Below are 19634 nucleotides of genomic sequence, written 5' to 3'. Positions count from 1 at the left end.
CGCGTTGAGCGTACCCGGTGGTAGTGCCGTGATACAGCGCGCCCGAGCCGGGTCGCTCAGCGTCGTTCGGGCTTCGCGCTGCGCGACATCAGCTCCTTGACCGCGACCACCGGGGACTTGCCCTCGTGCACGATGCCGACGACCGTCTCGGTGATGGGCATGTCGACGCCATGCCTGCGGGCCAGATCCAGCACGGACTCACAGGACTTGACGCCCTCGGCGGTCTGTTTGGTGACCGCGATGGTCTCCTGCAGGGTCATCCCCCTGCCGAGGTTGGTGCCGAAGGTGTGGTTGCGCGACAGCGGCGAGGAACAGGTCGCCACCAGGTCGCCGAGACCGGCGAGTCCGGCGAACGTCAGCGGATCGGCGCCCATGGCGAGTCCGAGCCGGGTCGTCTCGGCGAGACCGCGCGTGATGAGCGAACCCTTCGCGTTGTCGCCGAGGCCCATGCCGTCCGCGATGCCGACGGCGAGGCCGATGACGTTCTTCACGGCACCGCCCAGTTCGCAGCCCACCACGTCCGTGTTGGTGTAGGGGCGGAAGTACGGCGTGTGGCAGGCGGCCTGGAGCCGCTGGGCCACCGCCTCGTCGGTGCAGGCGACCACTGCGGCGGCCGGCATCCGTGCGGCGATCTCCCGCGCGAGGTTGGGTCCGGTGACCACGGCGATGCGCTCGGTGCCGACCTTGGCCACGTCCCGTACGACCTCGCTCATCCGCATGGCGGAGCCGAGTTCGACGCCCTTCATGAGCGAGACGAGGACGGTGTCCGGCGCGAGCAGCGGGGCCCAGTCGGCGAGGTTGGCGCGCAGTGTCTGCGAGGGGATCGCGAGGACGGTGAGGTCGGCGTCGCGCGCGGCCTGAGCGGCGTCCGCCGTCGCCCGCAGGTTCTCCGGGAGTTCGACGCCGGGGAGGTAGTCCGGGTTCGTACGCGTGGAGTTGACCGCTTCCGCGAGGTCGGCGCGCCGCGCCCACAGGGTGACCTCGCACCCCGCGTCGGCGAGCACCATGCCGAAGGCGGTACCCCATGAACCGGTGCCGAAGACGGCCGCCTTGACGGGCTTGCTCACTTGCTCTTCTCCCCCTCGTGGCCACTCTGGGCCTCGGTCCGGCGGCGCTGCTCGATCCGCTCACGCCGCGGGTCGTACGCCAGGTCGGGTGCCTTCTCGCCGCGGATGTTCTCCAGCTGGGCGGTGACGGCGGCCATGATGACCACGGTGGCCTCCCGCAGAAGGTCCGGGGTCATCTCCTGGTCGTAGAAGGGCGACAGGTCCACGGGCGGGCCCGCGAGGACGTGCGAGGTCTTGCGGGGCCGGACGTGCAGCTTCTTGGCGTACGGCGGCAGCAGTTCGTTGGCGCCCCACTGCGCGACCGGGATGACCGGGCACTTGGTCTGCAGGGCCACGCGCGCGGCGCCGGTCTTGCCGGTCATCGGCCACTGGCCGGGGTCCCGGGTGATGGTGCCCTCGGGATAGAAGGCGACGCATTCGCCCCGTTCCACGGCGTCGATCGCGGCCCTGAAGGCGCTCAGCGCGTCGGTGGTCTCGCGGTAGACGGGGATCTGCCCGGTGCCGCGCATCATGACGCCGACGAATCCCTTGTTGAAAAGACCGCTCTTCGCGAGGAATCGCGGAACGCGGCCGGTGTTGTACTGAAAGTGCGCGTACGCGAAGGGATCGATGTGCGAATTGTGGTTCACCGCGGTGATAAATCCGCCGCCTGCCGGAATGTGCTCCATTCCACGCCAGTCCCGCTTGATCAGAAGCACGAGCGGTGGTTTGACGATCACCGCTGCAAGGCGGTACCAGAAGCCGATTCGGCGGCGGGGCACGCGGACACCTTCCTCTTGGGCCTGGGGGGCCGCACAAGTGTCGCCCCAGGCCGTCGGTCTGTCGAGAACACCGTACGCCCCGCCGCCGACACCGCCAGATGGGGCGCGTGACGACTGAGTGACAATGGCCGCGACAAGAGAAGGACGGAACGCTCGTGCAGTGGACGTTGGTCATCCCGGTGAAACCCTTGGAGCGGGCCAAGAGCAGGCTCTCGGACACCGCCTCCGACGGGGTGCGCCCGGGCCTGGCCCTCGCCTTCGCCCAGGACACCGTGACAGCGGCGCTGGCCTGCCCGGCAGTGCGGGATGTGGCAGTAGTCACGGACGACGCCCTGGCCGGCCGTGAACTGGCGGCGCTGGGTGCCCGCATCGTTCCCGACGAGCCCGGAGGCGGCCTGAACGCGGCGCTGGCGCACGCGGCGGCCGTCGTGCGGTCTTTGCACCCCGAAAGCGCCCTCGCGGCTCTGAACGCCGATCTGCCGGCTCTGCGCTCGCTGGAATTGGCCCGCGTACTCGACGCGGCCGCGGAATTCCCCCGCGCTTTCCTCGCCGACGCGGCGGGCGTGGGGACCACCTTGCTGGCCGCCGCGCAGAGCAGGGAATTGCGGCCCGCCTTCGGTGTCGATTCCCGCTTCCGCCACCGCACGTCGGGCGCCGTGGAACTGCGTCTCACCGACGTGGACTCGGTACGCCAGGACGTGGACACCGGCGAGGACCTGCGGGCGGCGCTGGCACTGGGGGTGGGCCCGTACACGGCTGCCGCGTCGGAAGGGCTGCTGGAAACCCGCCCGGGGGCACGCGGCTCCACCACGTGAGCGCGACCGCCCACGACGGATCCGCGGACACTACGCTGACCGCCATGCAGGCAACCGCGTTCACCTACGACCCCGAAACCCGCAGCGGCCAGGTGCTCCTGGACGACGGCACCCCGATGCCCTTCGGCGCGCCCGCCTTCGACGCGGGAGAGCTCAGGCTCCTGCGCCCGGGTCAGCGGGTGCGCATCGAGGTCGAGGACTCCACGATCACCCTGGTGACCCTGCAGACCTTCTGAAGCCTCCGTTCACACGCCGCGGGCCGGACTCCGTCACGGAGTCCGGCCCGGCGCGTGAGTGCCCCTGTGCCCTTACCTCTTGCGGGCGGTGACCTTCTTGGCGGTGGTGGTGCGAGCCGCCGACTTCTTGGCGGGCGCCTTCTTGGCGGTCGCCTTCTTCGCCGGGGCCTTCTTGGCGGTGGCGCTCTTGGCCGTCGTCTTCTTCGCGGCGGCGGTCTTGGCGGTGCCCGTGGTGGCCTTCTTGGCGGGCGCCTTCTTCGCCGTCGTCTTCTTCGCGACGGCCGTGGTCTTCTTGGCCGTGGTCTTCTTCGCGGCGGCCGTGGTCTTCCTGGCCGCTGCCGCCTTGGTGGCCGTGGCCTTCTTCGCGACGGCCTTCTTGACCGTGGCCGAAGCCCCGCCGGTCAGGCTGCCCTTGGGCGCCTTCTTGACCGCGACGTCGTTCTTCGGGAGCTTCTTCGTGCCGCTCACCAGGTCCTTGAAGCCCTGGCCCGCACGGAAGCGCGGAACGGAGGTCTTCTTGACCCGAACCCGCTCGCCCGTCTGGGGGTTGCGGGCGTAACGGGCCGGACGGTCGACCTTCTCGAACGAACCGAAGCCGGTGACCGAGACCCGGTCGCCCGCCACCGTCGCGCGGACGATGGCGTCCAGGACCGCGTCGACCGCCTCGGCGGCCTGCTGACGGCCGCCGACCTTGTCGGCAATCGCTTCTACGAGCTGCGCCTTGTTCACGTCTTCCCCTTCGGAGACATTGCCAGAACGAAAGTGTTCAAGCTTTTTCGCACGTTAGGCAGATATATACCGCAAATCAAACACGAAACGGGCTTATCACCCTTGTGCCGCAACGAACTCGGCAGCTCTGGACTTGTTCAGCGTTCCTCTTCCGGGATTCGTCCCGCGTCGAGGTCAGCGGTGAACCGCTCCAGACGCCTTGTCGCTTCGACGACGTCGTGCTTGGCCGCGGCCGTAATGACCAGCAGCTTCCGGGTCAGCGCCATCCGTACGCCCTCCGGGACTTGCAGTGCGCGCACTCTTGCGTGCGCTTCCTTGAGTTGGTCCGCGACTGCCGCATAGAGCTTGAGTTGGCCGTCGTGTTCCATGCACAGATTGTGCCATCTGGGGCGAGTTGTCGCCTGCTAGGGGTGCAACTGCCGCCTCAAACGGCCTTCCGGGCACATACGGAAGCCACGGCTACAAGGCACGCGTACCCCGACAACACCCTTCTTAACGTGGGAAGTTGAGCGGGCGTGTCGCGCCGCGCGGGGCCGTACGGGTGCAGACACGGCCGTACCCCCGATCGGGCTGATCGGGGGTACGGCGGGGGTGTTCGCGTGGCCGAAACTCGACCTGTTCAGTTGCTCCGAAGGAGGGGCGCGGTCACGCCTGCAGCGTCCGCGGCTTGTACGAGGGGCGCTTGGCCTCGTACGCGGCGATGTCGGCCTCGTTCTTGAGGGTGATGGAGATGTCGTCCAGCCCGTTCAGCAGCCGCCAGCGGGAGTTCTCGTCCAGCTCGAAGCTCGCGGTGATGCCCTCGGCGCGGACCTGGCGGCTCTCCAGGTCAACCGTGATCTCGGCTTCGGGGTCGTTCTCCGAGAGCTCCTGCAGCGCGTCCACGGTTTTCTGCTCCAGAACCACCGTGAGCAGGCCGTTCTTGAGCGAGTTGCCGCGGAAGATGTCGGCGAAGCGGGAGGAGATGACGGCCTTGAAGCCGTAGTTCTGCAGCGCCCACACGGCGTGCTCACGGGAGGAACCGGTGCCGAAGTCGGGGCCCGCGACCAGGACGGTCGCACCCTTGCGCTCGGGCTGGTTGAGGATGAATTTCCCGTCCTTGCGCCAGGCCTCGAACAGTCCGTCCTCGAACCCGTCCCGCGTCACCTTCTTGAGCCAGTGAGCAGGGATGATCTGGTCGGTGTCGACGTTGGAGCGGCGCAGCGGGACGGCCCGGCCGGTGTGCGTGGTGAATGCTTCCATGGCTATCGGACTCCAGCGGCGACAGGGGCGTCGGACAGGTCGGCGGGCGAGGCCAGGTGGCCCAGTACGGCGGTCGCGGCCGCCACCTGCGGCGACACCAGGTGCGTACGACCGCCCTTGCCCTGTCGGCCCTCGAAGTTGCGGTTGGAGGTGGACGCGGAGCGCTCACCGGGGGCCAGCTGGTCCGGGTTCATGCCCAGACACATCGAGCAGCCCGCGTGCCGCCATTCGGCGCCAGCATCCTTGAAGACCACGTCCAGGCCCTCCGAGACGGCCTGCAGACCCACCCGCGCGGAGCCGGGGACGACCAGCATCCGTACGCCGTCGGCGACTTTGCGGCCCTTGACGAGCTCGGCGGCGGCGCGCAGGTCCTCGATACGGCCGTTGGTGCACGAACCTACGAAGACGGTGTCCACCTTGATGGAGCGCAGCGGCTGTCCGGCCTCCAACCCCATGTACTCCAGGGCCTTTTCGGCGGCGAAGCGCTCCGAAGCGTCTTCGTACGAAGCAGGATCGGGGACGTCCGCCGAAAGGGGCGCGCCCTGGCCCGGGTTGGTGCCCCAGGTGACGAACGGCGACAGTTCGGCGGCCGCGATGACGACCTCGGCGTCGAACTCGGCGTCCTCGTCCGTCTTCAGCGTCTTCCAGTACGCGACGGCCGCGTCCCAGTCCTCGCCCTTGGGAGCGTGCGGACGGCCCTCGAGGTAGTCGAAGGTGATCTGGTCGGGGGCGATCATGCCCGCGCGGGCACCGGCCTCGATCGACATGTTGCAGATGGTCATGCGGGCCTCCATCGAGAGCTTCTCGATGGCGGAGCCGCGGTACTCCAGGACGTAGCCCTGGCCGCCGCCGGTGCCGATCCTGGCGATGATCGCGAGGATCAGGTCCTTGGCGGTGACGCCGTCGGGCAGGTCACCGTCGACCGTGATGGCCATGGTCTTCGGGCGGACCAGCGGCAGCGTCTGGGTGGCCAGCACGTGCTCCACCTGGGAGGTGCCGATGCCGAACGCCAGTCCGCCGAAGGCGCCGTGCGTGGAGGTGTGGGAGTCACCGCAGACCACCGTCATACCCGGCTGGGTCAGGCCCAGCTGCGGGCCGACGACGTGCACGACGCCCTGCTCGACGTCGCCCAGCGGGTGCAGCCGCACCCCGAAGTCGGCGCAGTTCTTGCGCAGCGTCTCCAGCTGGATCCGGGAGACCGGGTCCGCGATGGGCTTGTCGATGTCGACGGTCGGAGTGTTGTGGTCCTCGGTGGCGATGGTCAGGTCGAGACGCCGCACCTGGCGACCGCTCTTGCGCAGACCGTCGAAGGCCTGCGGGCTGGTCACCTCGTGCAGCAGGTGCAGATCGATGAAGAGGAGGTCGGGCTCGCCCTCGGCGCGCCTGACGACATGGTCGTCCCAGACCTTCTCCGCGAGTGTCCTACCCATCGCTTTCCCTTCGGTCGGCCAAAGTGCGCCGACCCAACTAGAAGATCTTGTGGAGGCGGCACCCACGGCCCCTGTTCCCGGGCACCCGCCGCCAGGCCCGTTGATCCGCGGGCCACTGTGCCTACAAGGGTTGCGCGTCTCACGGAAAAAGGAACTTGCGTTTCACAGAGTGAGACGTGAGTATCGTTTCATGGACAACAGTAGCGGCGTCGGCGTTCTGGACAAGGCAGCCCTTGTCCTCAGCGCTCTGGAGTCCGGTCCGGCCACCCTCGCGGGCTTGGTCGCTGCGACCGGACTGGCACGACCCACGGCCCACCGGCTGGCCGTGGCTCTGGAACACCACCGCATGGTGGCACGCGACATGCAGGGCCGTTTCATTCTGGGCCCGCGCCTCGCCGAGCTGGCCGCGGCCGCCGGCGAGGATCGCCTCCTCGCCACGGCGGGGCCGGTGCTCACCCACCTCCGTGACATCACGGGCGAGAGCGCCCAGCTCTACCGCCGCCAGGGCGACATGCGCATCTGCGTGGCCGCGGCGGAGCGACTGTCCGGCCTCAGGGACACCGTCCCGGTCGGCTCGACGCTCACCATGAAGGCGGGCTCCTCGGCCCAGATCCTCATGGCCTGGGAGGAGCCCGAGCGCCTGCACCGGGGCCTGCAGGGCGCCCGTTTCACGGCGACGGCCCTGTCGGGTGTACGGCGCCGCGGCTGGGCCCAGTCCATCGGCGAGCGCGAGCCGGGCGTCGCCTCCGTCTCCGCACCCGTGCGCGGCCCCTCCAACCGCGTGGTGGCCGCCGTCTCGGTCTCCGGTCCCATCGAGCGCCTGTCGCGCCACCCGGGCCGTATGCACGCCCAGGCGATCATCGACGCCGCCGCCCGCCTCTCCGAGGCACTGCGCCGCACGGGCTGAGCGAGCGCGTCCCCCTCGGAACCGGACCGGCCTCAACGCCGCGGCAGGCCCGGGACCGGCAGGACGACGCCCCACCCAGGCGCGCACGGCATCCGCCGTCACGGCCGGTGCGCGGCCCCCTACTTCGCCGCGCTGTCGGACTTGTAGGCGAACCGCTCCTTCGCCGACCGGCCCCGCCGCGCTGCCCCAGGTACCGGAGCCCGGCGAGGACGACGAGCACGTACGGGCCGCGCACCAGGAGGTCGCCGCTCTCCTGGACCGCCTCGGCTGGGAGAACACCAAGCGGCTCACGACCATCTCCCCCGCGTACCGTTCGCTGGTGGTGGCGGTAGCCGCGTTCCGCCGGCTCGGCTGCGACTGAGGGGGGCCGAACAGCTCACGCCGTACGCCGAGTTGATGCACCGGCCGGCCCAGGAGGAGGAGTCGACGCGACGGTACGGCTTCGGGTAGGACGGCGGGAACGCAGAAGGCCCCCCACCGAAGTGGAGGGCCTTCCTCGACGTACCCCCGACCGGATTCGAACCGGCGCTACCGCCTTGAGAGGGCGGCGTGCTAGGCCGCTACACAACGGGGGCCCTAGCGATCCTGCGTTTCCGCAGGTCCAAGCTGGTCTACCTGGACTCGAACCAAGAATGACGGTACCAGAAACCGTAGTGTTGCCAATTACACCATAGACCAATGCGATTGAACGAAATGCGTACCCCCGACCGGATTCGAACCGGCGCTACTGCCGTGAGAGGGCAGCGTGCTAGGCCGCTACACAACGGGGGCCCTAGCGATCCTGCATGAGGGTCAGCGGGTGCGACCCTGACTGACCCTCCGGGAAGGATCTGTACCCCCGACCGGATTCGAACCGGCGCTACTGCCGTGAGAGGGCAGCGTGCTAGGCCGCTACACAACGGGGGCTTCGCGGAGCTGGTCTCCGCTTTTGCAGATGAGCTCTGCGAGCTGGCCTACCTGGACTCGAACCAAGACTAACGGAACCAGAAACCGTCGTGCTGCCAATTACACCATAGGCCACTGGAACTCAAGCCCCTGAAGGGATCTTGTTCTAGTGTGCTCCTCCGGTTTCCGGCCTTTCGGCCCGCTCCCCGGCGGCGCAGGAAGAACATTACCCGAAGGTGGACGGGGCTCCAAAACGGGTATCCGCGCCGAGGATCGCGGGGAGTTCGGCCAGCGAGGCGATCCGCTTCGGGCCGGTGGGCGTGGTGGCTTCCGTGTGCACACCGCCGTACCGGTCGATCCAGACGGACAGCAGCCCGGCCTCGGCGGCACCCCGCCCGTCGATCTCCGGGTGGTCGCCGACGTACGCCACCTCCTGCGGGGCCAGCTCCAGGGCGTCGCAGGCCGCGAGGAAGGCGCCGGCCTCGGGCTTGGAGACGCCCAGTTCGGCGGCGCACAGGATGACCTCGAAGCGGTCGTGGACGCCGAGAACGCGCAGCTTGTGGTCCTGGACGCGGATGCTGGAGTTGGACAGCACCGCGTGCCGGTGGCTCGTGGCGAGGGTGTCGAGGACGGGCAGGACGTCCGGGAAGAGGGCCCAGGCGGTCTCGTAGTGCGCGATGTACCGCTGGAACCAGGCGTCCGCCTCCGCATCGGTCAGCTCCTGGCCGAGGAACACCCGCACGCGGTCCCGCCGCTGCCCCTGGAAGTCGACCTCCCCCGCCGAGAACCGCGCCCACTGGGCGTCGGTGATCGCGCGCCAGCGCACGATGGCCTGCTCGACGGTGTCGTACGCCGCCAGCAGTCCCTCGGCCGTCAGGTGCAGGCGCATGCCGATGCGGTCGGCCCCCGAGTAGTCGAAGAGCGTGTCGTCGACGTCCCACACCACGGCCCGAATGCTCATGATCCGACGGTAGCTCCGGGGCCGGGGCCGCGTCTGCCGGTCGGTCGTTGTCAGCACGGGGAACCCCGGGAACGCCGGAGGGGCGGCCCCGGTGATCCGGTGCCGCCCCTCACGCGCGTGTGCCCTACCCGGCCAGCTTCTCCAGCGCCGCGTCGATCCGGGCCAGCGTCGTCTCCTTGCCCAGGATCTCGAGGGACTCGAAGAGGGGCAGGCCGACCGTGCGGCCGGTGACGGCGACGCGGACCGGCGCCTGGGCCTTGCCCAGCTTGAGGCCGTGGATCTCACCGGCGGCCAGGACGGCCTCCTTCAGGGACTCCGCGGAGGTCCAGTCGGCCGCCTCCAGCTTCTCGCGGGCCGTGCGGAGCAGGGCGTCGGAGCCCTCCTTCATCGCCTTCGCCCAGGACGCCTCGTCGGAGACCGGCCGGTCGAGGAAGAGGAAGTCGACGCTGTCCGTGATCTCCGACAGGACCTTGAGACGGGTCTGGGCGTGCGGGGCGATCGCCTGCCACTTCGACTCGTCGAAGCGCTCCGGCGCCCACGGGGCGAACGGGGCCCGCAGCCAGGGGGCGCAGCGCTCCGTGAAGTCCTTCACGTCCAGGAGACGGATGTGGTCGGCGTTGATCGCCTCGCACTTCTTCAGGTCGAAGCGTGCCGGGTTGGGGTTCACGTCGGCGATCTCGAAGGCCGCGACCATCTCGTCCATCGTGAAGATGTCCTGGTCGGCCGAGAGCGACCAGCCGAGCAAGGAGAGGTAGTTGAGCAGACCCTCGGGGAGGAAGCCGCGCTCACGGTAGAGGTTGAGCGAGGACTCCGGGTCACGCTTGGAGAGCTTCTTGTTGCCCTCGCCCATGACGTAGGGCAGATGCCCGAACGCGGGTACCGACTTGGCTACGCCCAGCTCGATCAGCGCCTTGTACAGGGCGATCTGGCGGGGGGTAGAGGAGAGCAGGTCCTCGCCGCGCAGGACGTGCGTGATCTCCATCAGCGCGTCGTCGACCGGGTTCACGAGCGTGTACAGGGGCGCCCCGTTGGCTCGTACGATCCCGTAGTCCGGCACGTTCTCCGCGGTGAAGGTCAGCTCGCCGCGGACCAGGTCCGTGAAGGTGATCGTCTCGTCGGGCATGCGGAAGCGGACGATCGGCGTACGGCCCTCGGCCTTGTACTCCTCGGTCTGCGCCTCGGTCAGGTCGCGGCAGTGGCCGTCGTAGCCGGACGGCTTGCCTGCGGCGCGGGCGGCGTCGCGGCGGGCGTCCAGTTCCTCGGTGGAGCAGTAGCAGTGGTAGGCGCGGCCGGCGTCCTGGAGCTTCTGCGCGACCTCCTTGTAGAGGTCCATCCGCTGGGACTGGCGGTACGGCGCGTGCGGGCCTCCGACCTCGGGGCCCTCGTCCCAGTCGAAGCCCAGCCAGCGCATCGAGTCCAGGAGCTGCTCGTACGACTCCTCGGAGTCGCGGGCCGCGTCGGTGTCCTCGATACGGAAGACGAGCGTGCCCTGGTGGTGCCGGGCGAACGCCCAGTTGAACAGGGCGGTGCGGACCAGGCCCACGTGCGGGTTACCGGTCGGCGAGGGGCAGAAACGGACGCGTACGGGTGCGCTAGCCACGCTTGACAACCTTGTTGGTGAGAGTGCCGATGCCTTCGATGGTGACGGCGACCTCGTCGCCGACGGTGAGCGGCCCGACGCCTGCCGGGGTGCCCGTGAGGATCACGTCGCCGGGGAGCAGCGTCATGGCCTCGGTGATGTTGACGATCAGATCCTCGATGGAGTGGATCATCTCGCTGGTGCGGCCGAGTTGGCGCTGCTCACCGTTGACGGTGAGCTGGATCGTCAGGTCGGAGGCCGTCTCGACGTCCAGCCCTGTCTCCACCCAGGGGCCCAGCGGGCAGGCGGTGTCGAAGCCCTTCGCCCTCGCCCACTGCTTCTCGCGCTTCTGGACGTCACGGGCGGTGACGTCGTTGGCGCAGGTGTAGCCGAAGATGACGTCCTTGACGCGCTCGCGCGGCACCTCGCGGCACATACGGCCGATGACGACGGCCAGTTCGGCCTCATGATGGACGTCCGCGGAGAAGGCGGGGTACTGGATGTCGTCGCCGGAGCCGATCACCGAGGTGGAGGGCTTGAAGAAGGCGAACGGCGCGTCCGGAACCTCGTTGCCCAACTCGCGTGCGTGCTCTGCGTAGTTGCGGCCGAAGGCCACGATCTTGTTGGGGAGCACCGGGGGCAGCAGCCTGACCTTGCTCAGCGGGACCTTCGTACCGGAGAGCTGGAAGTCCGCGAACGGGATGCCCTTGATGATGTCGAGGACGAGCTCGTCCGGCCTGTCGCCCTCGACCGCGCCGAAGGCGACGTTCCCGTCGATGGAGAATCTGGCGATGCGCACGGGATCCTGGCGCCCCTCACTGAGAACTGTGCGTGCGTCGGCCGACTTCGCGTTCGACAGCCGACTCTGGACGCTCCAGGCTAACCGGTCCCGGCCCTTGGCCATCGGGCGGCGGGCCGGTCGTCCGAGGTGCGCGGACCCGTCACACCTCGGCCAAGTCGCTGGCCGGAAAGCGCTTGTCGTGATCCCTTGATCCTCTTTAGGGTGATCCACGCGAATGTCACTCAGTGCATTCACAAACGAGGGGATCCCATGAAGTGGACGCGTAAGGCCCTTTCTCTGGCATTGACGGTTCCCGCTGCGGCCGTGGCGGTTCTGGGTATGGCCCCGACGGCAGACGCGGCAGCGAGAGACAGCTGTCCCGACTGGGCGACCGACTGCGCACTCTTCTATTACAACAGCAGCATGTCGGGTTCGCACACCGCTTTCACGACCGACGGTGTGTCCAACCTTGCGGGTTACACGTTCCTTTCCTCCGGCACCGGTAAGGGCCAGGCCGTGAAGAACAACGCGGCGTCTTTCTGGAACGCGAGCCCCGACAGCATTGCCACGGTGTTCTACCTCAGCAACTTCGGCGGCGCCTGCGACACGTTCGCCCCCATGGCCTCCACCGACAAGCTGGCCAGGACGTACAACGAGAACGCCTCTTTCGACTTCGACCGCAACGGCTCCAACTGCTACAAGTGGAACTGACCCGCCACCTGCAGCCGTAGAGGATCAGCACCCGACCCCGCGCAAGGCGACCAGCCCTGTGCGGGGATCCGCTGTTTTCAGGAAGTTCCGGTTCCGGTCCTACATTCCGGTCGTACATTCCAGTCGTTCATTCCAAGAGGCATCTGGATTCATGAGACGTTTGGCGATCCCTGTTCTGTCCCTCTTGCTCCTGGTCGGCTGCGCCTCGCACGAGCCGTCGGCACAGAGCCCCTCCACTCCCCCTCCCGCGGCACCGGAGACCGGCCCGAGCCCGTCGCCGGCTGCGAAGACCGGCTACACCTTCCGACTGCCCATCGCCGTGTACAGCTACAGCGACGCCGACTACGAGGTGATCCGGTCGGCCGAGCAGATCCTGACCCGCGACTGCATGAAACACTTCGGCCTCACGTACCGGCCCACGAAGAACCCGGCCCCGGCCGTCGCACAGGATCGCCGGTACGGGCTGACGGACATGGACAGCGCGGCTCGCTACGGATACCGGGTGCCGCCGCAACAGGAAACGCCGGAAGCCAGCCTCACCAAGGACCAGATCAAGGTCCTCTACGGAAAGAGGTCCCTCGGAGAGGGGGCGACGAAAAGCCCGGGACTGGAATACCGAGGAAAGAAAATACCGGACGAAGGCTGCCTTGGTTCGGCGGTTCTGGGCTTCCGCAGGCCGTACGAGGACAAAGCGGGCGCCGAGGTGGCGAGCCGCATTTCGACGGAGAGCTACGAGACCTCCCAGAAGGCCTCGGCAGTCCGGGCGGTCTTCGAGAAATGGTCCTCCTGCATGAAGCAGAAGAGCTACGACTACGCCTCCCCGATGGACGCGCTGCAGACGCCCGCCTTCCTTCGGGGAAAGCTGTCGGCCGACGAGAAGAAGACGGCGGTGGCCGACGTCGCGTGCAAACAGCGGACCGATCTTCCGGAGATCTGGTTCGACGCCGAGTCCTCGATCCAGAAGGAAATGATCAGGACGGACGTGACAGCGCTGAAAAGACTGGGCGGGCTTCACCAGAAGAAGCTGAGTGCGGCCAGGAAGATACTCGCCGGCGCATGACATGAAGAAGGCTCCCCGGTGGCCGGGGAGCCTCGTCGAGCGTTCCGCGGCGGCTACTCTGCGGCGGCGGCGACCGGAATCTCCATCAGGATCGTGCGCCGGGGGTTGGCGGTCTGGGCCGGGAGGTCGAGCGAGTGCTCCGGCTGCTCCGGGGCCGCCAGCTCGCCGGCATCCTTGAGGTGCACCAGCGTCGTGCGCCGCGGGTTGGCAATGTTGCGGAACATCATCGTCGTCTTCACGGTTGTACTCGACCTCGGATGTCGGGGGTTGGACAGATACGGCCTTCTTGTAAAGCGTCAGGCTAAACATGCCATTCCCCGTCGGTCCCGCGGAGACTTCATGATCGGCATGTGAGTTTGCTCACTGACCTGTGGGCAAACCGGACAATTGCAAGTCTCAACTCACCCTACCGAAACGGACATTGACCCCCTGAAGCTATCATTCCGCTCCTGATCATGGCGACTGGGACACCCGGCAACATGGGGAGACTCGCGGACTTATGTCCGGTATCGACGAAAACGCATTCCACACCCGGTGACACCGCCCTCACGAGGTGTCACGTAGGTCACGGTCTGACCCACGGACCTTGTTGGAGATCCGGCACTGTGCTGGAATTCCACGGACCGCCGCGGGATCGAGCCGGCGCACAGGGGGCGCAGAAGAAGCGCCGAGCGGCGGTAAGAAGGGGGAACCAGCGCCGGTCACTCACGATCCACCGGGGTGCGTATTCAGGGCGCTCCCCACAACGCCGACACCGTGCTTCTTCGTTCTGCGGAGAGGTGCCTGGTCCAGAGGTTGCGACGCTAGTGCAGGGACGTTTCAAGAGGGATGGCAGCGCTTCGGCCGAGCCGGAGCGGCACAGCGGGACCGGCCCCAACGCAGGCGGTCCCTCCGCCCAGCACGCCCAGAACCCGGGCCAGGCCGCGTCCAGTGACAGCGGTTCCGGCCCCGGGCGCCTCGGCCCGTCGGTGTCCACGGGCCCAGCGGCCCCGGCCACGCCACCGGTGAAGCCCCCGAAGAGTCAGAGCGGCCCCGGATCGCGCATGGCCCTGCGCAACTGGCGCATCTCCACGCGCCTGGTGTCGCTGCTCGCGCTCCCCGTGGTGGCAGCCACCTCGCTGGGCGCGCTGCGCATCAACGACTCCATGGACGACATCCAGCAGCTCGACAACATGAAGCTGCTGACGGAGATGACGAAGCAGGCCACCGAGCTGGCCGCCGCACTCCAGGAGGAGCGCGACCAGTCGGCCGGCCCGCTGGCGCACGACTCCACCGCGAGCAACATCACGGTCAAGGGCTACCGGAACAAGACGGACCGGGCCGCGACCAACTTCATCAACACCGCCGAGGACATCGACACCTCGAGCCAGGACGGCAATCTCCAGGGCGTCCGCGACAGCCTCGTCGGGCTGGTCCGCGACCTGGACACACTGAGCAGCATTCGCAGCGACGCCTTCGAGAGCAAGGGCAACGCCACGCAGACGGTGGAGTCGTACCACCGTCTGATCACCCACCTGCTGGACCTCTCCCAGGACATGGCCGAGGCCACCAGCAACCCGGAGATGATCCAGCGCACGCGTGCCCTGTCGGCCTTCTCCTCCGCGAAGGAGTACGCGTCCAGCCAGCGTGCGATCCTCGCGGCGGCGCTGCCCGCGTCCAACAAGACGGTGGGCAGCCTCTCCGACACGGACCGGCTGTACGGCCAGGGCGCGCTCGACAGTGAGGCGTCCGAGCTCAGCACCTTCCGGAGCATCTACGGCGACAACGACGCCGAGCAGCTCCTGCAGCCCATCGAGGACGGCAACTCGAACATCGAGGCCTCCGAGCAGTACGCGGGCCGGGCTTTCGGCCGGGCGGACGGTCTTGCCGACCTGGACAAGCGCTCCTACAAGGACTGGGTCGACGACAGCTCGACCAAGATCCAGGAGATGGGCCGTATCGAGCACACGCTGCTCGAGGACATGGAGCAGAAGGCTCGCGAGCTGCGCAACGCGTCCGAGCGCGAGGCGATCATCTCCGGTGCGCTGATCCTGCTCGTGCTGGGTGTCTCCCTGGTCGGCGCCTTCGTCGTCGCCCGGTCCATGATCCGCTCGCTGCGCCGCCTCCAGGAGACGGCCACCAAGGTCGCCCAGGACCGGCTGCCCGAGCTGGTCAAGCAGCTGTCCGAGTCCGACCCGCAGGACGTCGACACGTCCGTGGAGTCGGTCGGTGTGCACTCCCGGGACGAGATCGGCCGGGTGGCCGCGGCCTTCGACGACGTGCACCGCGAGGCGGTCCGCCTCGCCGCCGAGCAGGCCCTGCTGCGGGGCAACGTCAACGCGATGTTCACCAACCTCTCGCGCCGCTCCCAGGGCCTCATCCAGCGTCAGCTGTCGCTCATCTCCGAGCTGGAGTCCCGCGAGGCCGACCCGGACCAGCTGTCCTCGCTGTTCAAGCTCGACCACCTCGCGACCCGCATGCGCCGTAACGGCGAGAACCTCCTCGTCCTCGCCGGTGAGGAGCCCGGCCGCCGCTGGACCCGTCCGGTCCCGCTGGTCGACGTGCTCCGCGCCGCCGCCTCCGAGGTGGAGCAGTACGAGCGCATCGAGCTGTCGTCGGTCCCCACCACCGAGGTCGCCGGCCGCGTGGTCAACGACCTCGTGCACCTGCTCGCCGAGCTGCTGGAGAACGCCACGTCGTTCTCCTCCCCGCAGACCAAGGTCAAGGTCACCGGTCACGCGCTGCCCGACGGCCGCGTCCTGATCGAGATCCACGACACCGGCATCGGCCTCTCCCCCGAGGACCTCGCCGCGATCAACGAGCGGCTCGCCTCGCCGCCCACCGTGGACGTGTCCGTCTCCCGCCGCATGGGTCTGTTCGTGGTCGGCCGCCTGTCGCAGCGCCACGGCATCCGCATCCAGCTTCGCCCGTCCGACTCCGGTGGTACGACCGCGCTGGTCATGCTGCCCGTCGATGTCGCCCAGGGCGGCAAGAAGCCCCAGCCGAAGCCCGGTCAGGGCATCCCCGGTGTTCCCGCCTCGGCTCAGGCCGCGGCCGGTGTCGCCGGGGCCCGCCGTGGCAACGGCCCGGGTGGCGGTGCCCTCGGCGGCGCGCCCGGCGGTGCGGGCGGTGGCGCTCTCGGCGCCGGTGCCCCCTCGGGCGGTCGCCTCAACGCCGGTCAGGGACCGCGCGCCGCGCTGCCCGGCACCGGCCAGGGCGGTCGTCCCGGTGCGCCGGGCGGACCGCGTGGACCGCAGGGTCCGGGTATGCCTCCGCAGGGCCGGCCCGCTCCGGCCGGCGCGGGTGCCGGGTTCGGTGGCCAGGCTCCGGGCGCCCCGCAGGGCCTCCAGGCCGCGGGCACCGGTGGACCGGGGCAGGACGCCTTCAACACCCAGGACGCCTTCAGCGGTCAGGACGCTTTCGGTGGTGGCCAGGACGCGTTCGGCGGCCGGGGCACCGTACCCCCGCAGCCGCAGTCCCCGAACGCCGGCAAGGCTCCCGAGCAGAGCCGGCGCCGTCGGCCGCAGCTGCCGGGTCGCGGTGGTCCGCGGGCCGAGCTGCCGGGCGGCAACAACCCGCAGCCCCGCACGCCCAGTTGGAGCGACGACAACGCGCAGCCCCCGGTGCCGCGCGCCTCCCTCGACGTCCCGCGCGGTCACGACGAGCAGGACCCGGCCGCCACGTCCCGCATGCCGCGGATCGACGAGCACCACAGTCCGGCGAACGCGGCCGGCACGTCGGAGTTCCCGCGCCCGGACTTCAACACCCCGCAGAACACCGGCCAGTTCCCGCGGCCGGGTGCGAACGGTCCCCAGAACTCCGGCCAGTTCCCGCGGCCGGGCACGAACGCCCCGCAGGACACCGGTCAGTTCGTCCGCACGGACATCTTCGCCACCCCGCCGGCCGGGCAGAACGGCGGCTCTCGGGACACCGGGCAGTTCGCGAGCCCGCAGGCGTACGACAGCGGCTCGACGGGCCAGTTCCCGGTGCCGGGCTACGACGGCGGTTCCACCGGGCAGCATTCCCTGCCTGGCCGTCAGGACCCCGCGTCCACCGGCCAGTTCGACCGCCCCCAGACCAACGGTGCCGACTTCGGTGCCCCGCGGCCGCCGATGCCGCCACGTCCGCAGCAGCGGCCCGCCCGCCAGGAGCCGGAGGCGCTGCCGCCGGCCTCGGGCCCCGGCGACGGTCGTACGCCGCTGTACGACACGCTGGAGACCAACTGGTTCCACGGCGGCCCGCAGGGACAGGAGCAGCCGTCCAACGGCACCGGCTCCTCCCCCGCGTCGGCCCCGCACCAGGAACCGGCGGCTCCGTTGAGTCCTGCCGCCGCTCCGCAGAGGCCCGCGGCCTCCGGGGGCTGGCGCAGCTCACCCAATGACGACCTCGTCCGGCAGGCGGAGCGTGTGCGCCAGCCGGCCGCGGGCGGTGTCACCACGTCCGGTCTGCCGCGCCGGGTGCCCAGGGCGAATCTCGTCCCGGGTACGGCTCAGCAGCAACAGCACCAAACCGGTCCGCAGGTCTCGCGTTCGCCTGACGACGTTCGCGGCCGGCTGACCAATCTCCGTCGGGGTATCGCACAAGGTCGTCAGGTCGGCGGTAACGGCCAGACGGGCAGCTTCCCGAACCCCACTCACCAGCAGGAGCGTTAGTTGAGCCCGATGAGCCAGGCGGCACAGAACCTCAACTGGTTGATCACCAACTTCGTGGACAACACCCCAGGGGTGTCCCACACCGTCGTCGTGTCCGCCGACGGCCTCCTGCTGGCGATGTCCGAGGGTTTCCCGCGTGACCGTGCCGACCAGTTGGCGGCCGTCGCGTCAGGGCTCACCTCGCTGACAGCGGGTGCCTCTCGGATCTTCGAGGGCGGCAGCGTGGCCCAGACCGTCGTGGAGATGGAGCGGGGATTCCTCTTCCTCATGTCCGTCTCGGACGGTTCCTCGCTCGCGGTCCTCGCGCACCCGGACTGCGACATCGGCCTCGTCGGTTACGAGATGGCACTGCTGGTCGACCGCGCTGGGGCAGTGCTCACGCCGGATCTGCGAGCCGAGCTGCAAGGCAGTCTGCTCCACTGATCCGCCCGGATCCACCCCTCTCACGAAATCACCGTCCGGCCGCCACAATCCCCCCACCGGCCTCTCTCAGACGGCTTGCCCGACCGACTTGCTGTCCCGCCCGGAGGATTCATGACCCCGCCCACCGCCTCTCATGATCCGTACGCGGAGCCGTACGAGGATGAGGGCGACCAGCCGCTGGTACGTCCGTACGCGATGACCGGCGGCCGGACCCGGCCGCGCTACCAGCTCGCCATCGAGGCTCTGATCAGCACCACGGCCGACCCGGCGTCGCTGATGGGACTCCTCCCCGAGCACCAGCGCATCTGCCACCTGTGCCGCGAGGTGAAGTCGGTCGCCGAGGTCTCGGCGCTGCTCGCCATGCCGCTCGGTGTGGCCAGGATCCTCGTCGCGGACCTCGCCGAGGCCGGCCTGGTGGCCATCCACCAGCCGGGCGGCGACGAGAACAACGGCGGCGCTCCCGATGTGACGCTGCTCGAAAGGGTGCTCAGTGGACTTCGCAAGCTCTGACGCGGGGCGGGCGACCACCTCCGCGAAGATCGTGGTGGCGGGTGGCTTCGGCGTGGGCAAGACCACGTTCGTCGGCGCCGTCTCGGAGATCAACCCGCTGCGTACCGAGGCCGTGATGACGTCCGCGTCAGCGGGCATCGACGACCTCACCCACACCGGCGGCAAGACGACCACCACGGTCGCCATGGACTTCGGCCGCATCACCCTGGACCAGGACCTGATCCTGTACCTCTTCGGTACACCCGGCCAGGACCGCTTCTGGTTCATGTGGGACGACCTCGTACGCGGCGCCATCGGCGCCATCGTCCTGGTCGACACCCGCCGTCTCGCCGACTGCTTCCCCGCAGTCGACTACTTCGAGAACAGCGGCCTGCCGTTCGTCGTCGCGCTCAACGGCTTCGAGGGACACCAGCCGTACGCTCCCGAGGAGGTGCGCGAGGCCTTGCAGATCGGGCCGGACGCGCCGATCATCACGACGGACGCCCGCCACCGGTCGGACGCCAAGTCGGCCCTCATCACGCTCGTCGAGCACGCCCTGATGGCACGCCTGCGGTAGCGCCTCCAAGGTGTGTCGACCAGCTCCCAAATCAACAACGCCATACGGCAGTTGTCGTAGATGTCCCGGAGCCGGCTGTGGTCTTTGACACGGTCGGCCCCGGTGTTCATAACGTTTCGGCAGTGGAATCGGGTGGTACGGCCACGCGTGGTTGCCAACCGGTCTCGCTGTGCTCACAACGGCCCCGTCATTTGGCGGGGCTCGTTCTTTATGACCGTTTTATCTAGGGCTTACATCACACGGAATCCATGCGTACCACTGTTTGGAGCTGCGCAGGACGTCGTGCTGGAATGCGTGAACTGCCCAATAGTCAACGACGTACTCACTAGTCGAAGGCGTACTGGGCTCTGAGA

19 protein-coding genes and 5 tRNA genes are annotated in these 19634 nt (G+C 68.8%); 9 read left to right on the top strand and 15 right to left on the bottom strand.

From position 1 onward, the window contains the following. Positions 1-56: 56 nt before the first annotated feature. Positions 57-1067 (bottom strand): NAD(P)H-dependent glycerol-3-phosphate dehydrogenase, encoded by a 1011-nt coding sequence (locus OHT57_RS35210; RefSeq protein WP_328750799.1) that lies wholly within the window; start codon positions 1065-1067, stop codon positions 57-59. Continuing rightward, positions 1064-1828, bottom strand: coding sequence for a lysophospholipid acyltransferase family protein (locus OHT57_RS35205; RefSeq protein ID WP_328750798.1), 765 nt, complete (start codon positions 1826-1828; stop codon positions 1064-1066). The genes OHT57_RS35210 and OHT57_RS35205 overlap by 4 nt, the downstream gene beginning before the upstream one ends. A 155-nt stretch (positions 1829-1983) precedes the next feature. Between OHT57_RS35205 and cofC the strand changes: the two genes are divergently transcribed. Further along, entirely contained in the window at positions 1984-2643 is a 660-nt protein-coding gene (gene cofC / locus OHT57_RS35200) for a 2-phospho-L-lactate guanylyltransferase (RefSeq protein ID WP_328750797.1), read from the top strand. Between the two features lie 44 nt (positions 2644-2687). Then, entirely contained in the window at positions 2688-2879 is a 192-nt protein-coding gene (locus tag OHT57_RS35195; RefSeq protein ID WP_328750796.1) for a hypothetical protein, read from the top strand. A gap of 72 nt (positions 2880-2951) precedes the next feature. On the opposite strand, the gene OHT57_RS35190 is transcribed toward OHT57_RS35195, so the two are convergent. From OHT57_RS35190 to leuC, 4 genes are all read right to left on the bottom strand, one after another. Further along, positions 2952-3608, bottom strand: a complete 657-nt coding sequence (locus tag OHT57_RS35190) for an HU family DNA-binding protein (protein WP_328750795.1) — start codon at positions 3606-3608, stop codon at positions 2952-2954. 137 nt (positions 3609-3745) lie between these two features. Next, the gene (locus OHT57_RS35185) at positions 3746-3976 is read right to left on the bottom strand and encodes a hypothetical protein (RefSeq protein ID WP_328750794.1); all 231 of its coding nucleotides are present in this window, start codon (positions 3974-3976) and stop codon (positions 3746-3748) included. 277 nt (positions 3977-4253) lie between these two features. Then, on the bottom strand, positions 4254-4847 hold the full coding sequence (gene leuD, locus OHT57_RS35180) for a 3-isopropylmalate dehydratase small subunit (RefSeq protein WP_328750793.1): 594 nt from the start codon (positions 4845-4847) through the stop codon (positions 4254-4256). A 2-nt stretch (positions 4848-4849) separates the two neighbouring features. After that, a complete protein-coding gene (gene leuC, locus OHT57_RS35175; protein WP_328750792.1) occupies positions 4850-6277 on the bottom strand; it encodes a 3-isopropylmalate dehydratase large subunit in 1428 nt (475 codons plus the stop codon). 190 nt (positions 6278-6467) lie between these two features. Between leuC and ndgR the strand changes: the two genes are divergently transcribed. Beyond that, entirely contained in the window at positions 6468-7184 is a 717-nt protein-coding gene (gene ndgR, locus OHT57_RS35170; RefSeq protein WP_328750791.1) for an IclR family transcriptional regulator NdgR, read from the top strand. Between the two features lie 502 nt (positions 7185-7686). Here the strand turns inward: ndgR and OHT57_RS35160 are convergent. The 8 genes from OHT57_RS35160 to OHT57_RS35125 all read right to left on the bottom strand — a co-directional run bounded on the left by OHT57_RS35160 (position 7687) and on the right by OHT57_RS35125 (position 11408). Next, a tRNA-Glu gene (locus OHT57_RS35160) sits at positions 7687-7759 on the bottom strand. Positions 7760-7790: 31 nt separating this feature from the next. Continuing rightward, positions 7791-7862, bottom strand: a tRNA-Gln gene (locus tag OHT57_RS35155). A gap of 20 nt (positions 7863-7882) precedes the next feature. Further along, a tRNA-Glu gene (locus tag OHT57_RS35150) sits at positions 7883-7955 on the bottom strand. 62 nt (positions 7956-8017) lie between these two features. Further along, positions 8018-8090 (bottom strand) — tRNA-Glu (locus tag OHT57_RS35145). A 42-nt stretch (positions 8091-8132) separates the two neighbouring features. Beyond that, positions 8133-8204: transfer RNA gene (locus OHT57_RS35140), tRNA-Gln, on the bottom strand. A 91-nt stretch (positions 8205-8295) separates the two neighbouring features. Further along, positions 8296-9030, bottom strand: a complete 735-nt coding sequence (locus tag OHT57_RS35135; RefSeq protein WP_328750790.1) for an HAD family hydrolase — start codon at positions 9028-9030, stop codon at positions 8296-8298. Between the two features lie 124 nt (positions 9031-9154). Then, entirely contained in the window at positions 9155-10639 is a 1485-nt protein-coding gene (gene gltX / locus OHT57_RS35130) for a glutamate--tRNA ligase (RefSeq protein ID WP_328750789.1), read from the bottom strand. Continuing rightward, positions 10623-11408, bottom strand: coding sequence for a fumarylacetoacetate hydrolase family protein (locus OHT57_RS35125; protein ID WP_328750788.1), 786 nt, complete (start codon positions 11406-11408; stop codon positions 10623-10625). Before OHT57_RS35125 ends, gltX begins: the two co-directional genes overlap by 17 nt. A 405-nt stretch (positions 11409-11813) precedes the next feature. Here OHT57_RS35125 and OHT57_RS35120 point away from each other — a divergent pair, with 405 nt between their 5' ends. Together OHT57_RS35120 and OHT57_RS35115 are read left to right on the top strand one after the other, a co-directional pair. Continuing rightward, complete coding sequence (locus OHT57_RS35120) at positions 11814-12101, top strand: peptidase inhibitor family I36 protein (protein ID WP_328750787.1); 288 nt, start codon at positions 11814-11816, stop codon at positions 12099-12101. A 319-nt stretch (positions 12102-12420) separates the two neighbouring features. Then, complete coding sequence (locus OHT57_RS35115) at positions 12421-13161, top strand: hypothetical protein (protein WP_328750786.1); 741 nt, start codon at positions 12421-12423, stop codon at positions 13159-13161. 53 nt (positions 13162-13214) lie between these two features. Here OHT57_RS35115 and OHT57_RS35110 read toward each other — a convergent pair whose 3' ends face one another. Next, a complete protein-coding gene (locus OHT57_RS35110) occupies positions 13215-13400 on the bottom strand; it encodes a hypothetical protein (RefSeq protein ID WP_328750785.1) in 186 nt (61 codons plus the stop codon). Between the two features lie 567 nt (positions 13401-13967). Between OHT57_RS35110 and OHT57_RS35105 the strand changes: the two genes are divergently transcribed. From OHT57_RS35105 to OHT57_RS35090, 4 genes are all read left to right on the top strand, one after another. Then, positions 13968-17792, top strand: coding sequence for a sensor histidine kinase (locus tag OHT57_RS35105; RefSeq protein ID WP_328750784.1), 3825 nt, complete (start codon positions 13968-13970; stop codon positions 17790-17792). A gap of 9 nt (positions 17793-17801) precedes the next feature. Then, the gene (locus tag OHT57_RS35100) at positions 17802-18215 is read left to right on the top strand and encodes a roadblock/LC7 domain-containing protein (RefSeq protein WP_030611534.1); all 414 of its coding nucleotides are present in this window, start codon (positions 17802-17804) and stop codon (positions 18213-18215) included. A 111-nt stretch (positions 18216-18326) separates the two neighbouring features. Continuing rightward, a complete protein-coding gene (locus tag OHT57_RS35095; protein WP_328750783.1) occupies positions 18327-18725 on the top strand; it encodes a DUF742 domain-containing protein in 399 nt (132 codons plus the stop codon). Further along, positions 18706-19281 carry a GTP-binding protein gene (locus OHT57_RS35090; protein ID WP_328750782.1) on the top strand — a complete coding sequence of 192 codons (576 nt, stop codon included), beginning with the start codon at positions 18706-18708 and terminating at the stop codon, positions 19279-19281. Before OHT57_RS35095 ends, OHT57_RS35090 begins: the two co-directional genes overlap by 20 nt. The last annotated feature ends 353 nt before the right edge of the window (positions 19282-19634 follow it).

This window comes from Streptomyces sp. NBC_00285 (assembly GCF_036174265.1).
Lineage (GTDB): Bacteria > Actinomycetota > Actinomycetes > Streptomycetales > Streptomycetaceae > Streptomyces.
This window is presented reverse-complemented; position numbering and strand designations above follow the sequence as displayed.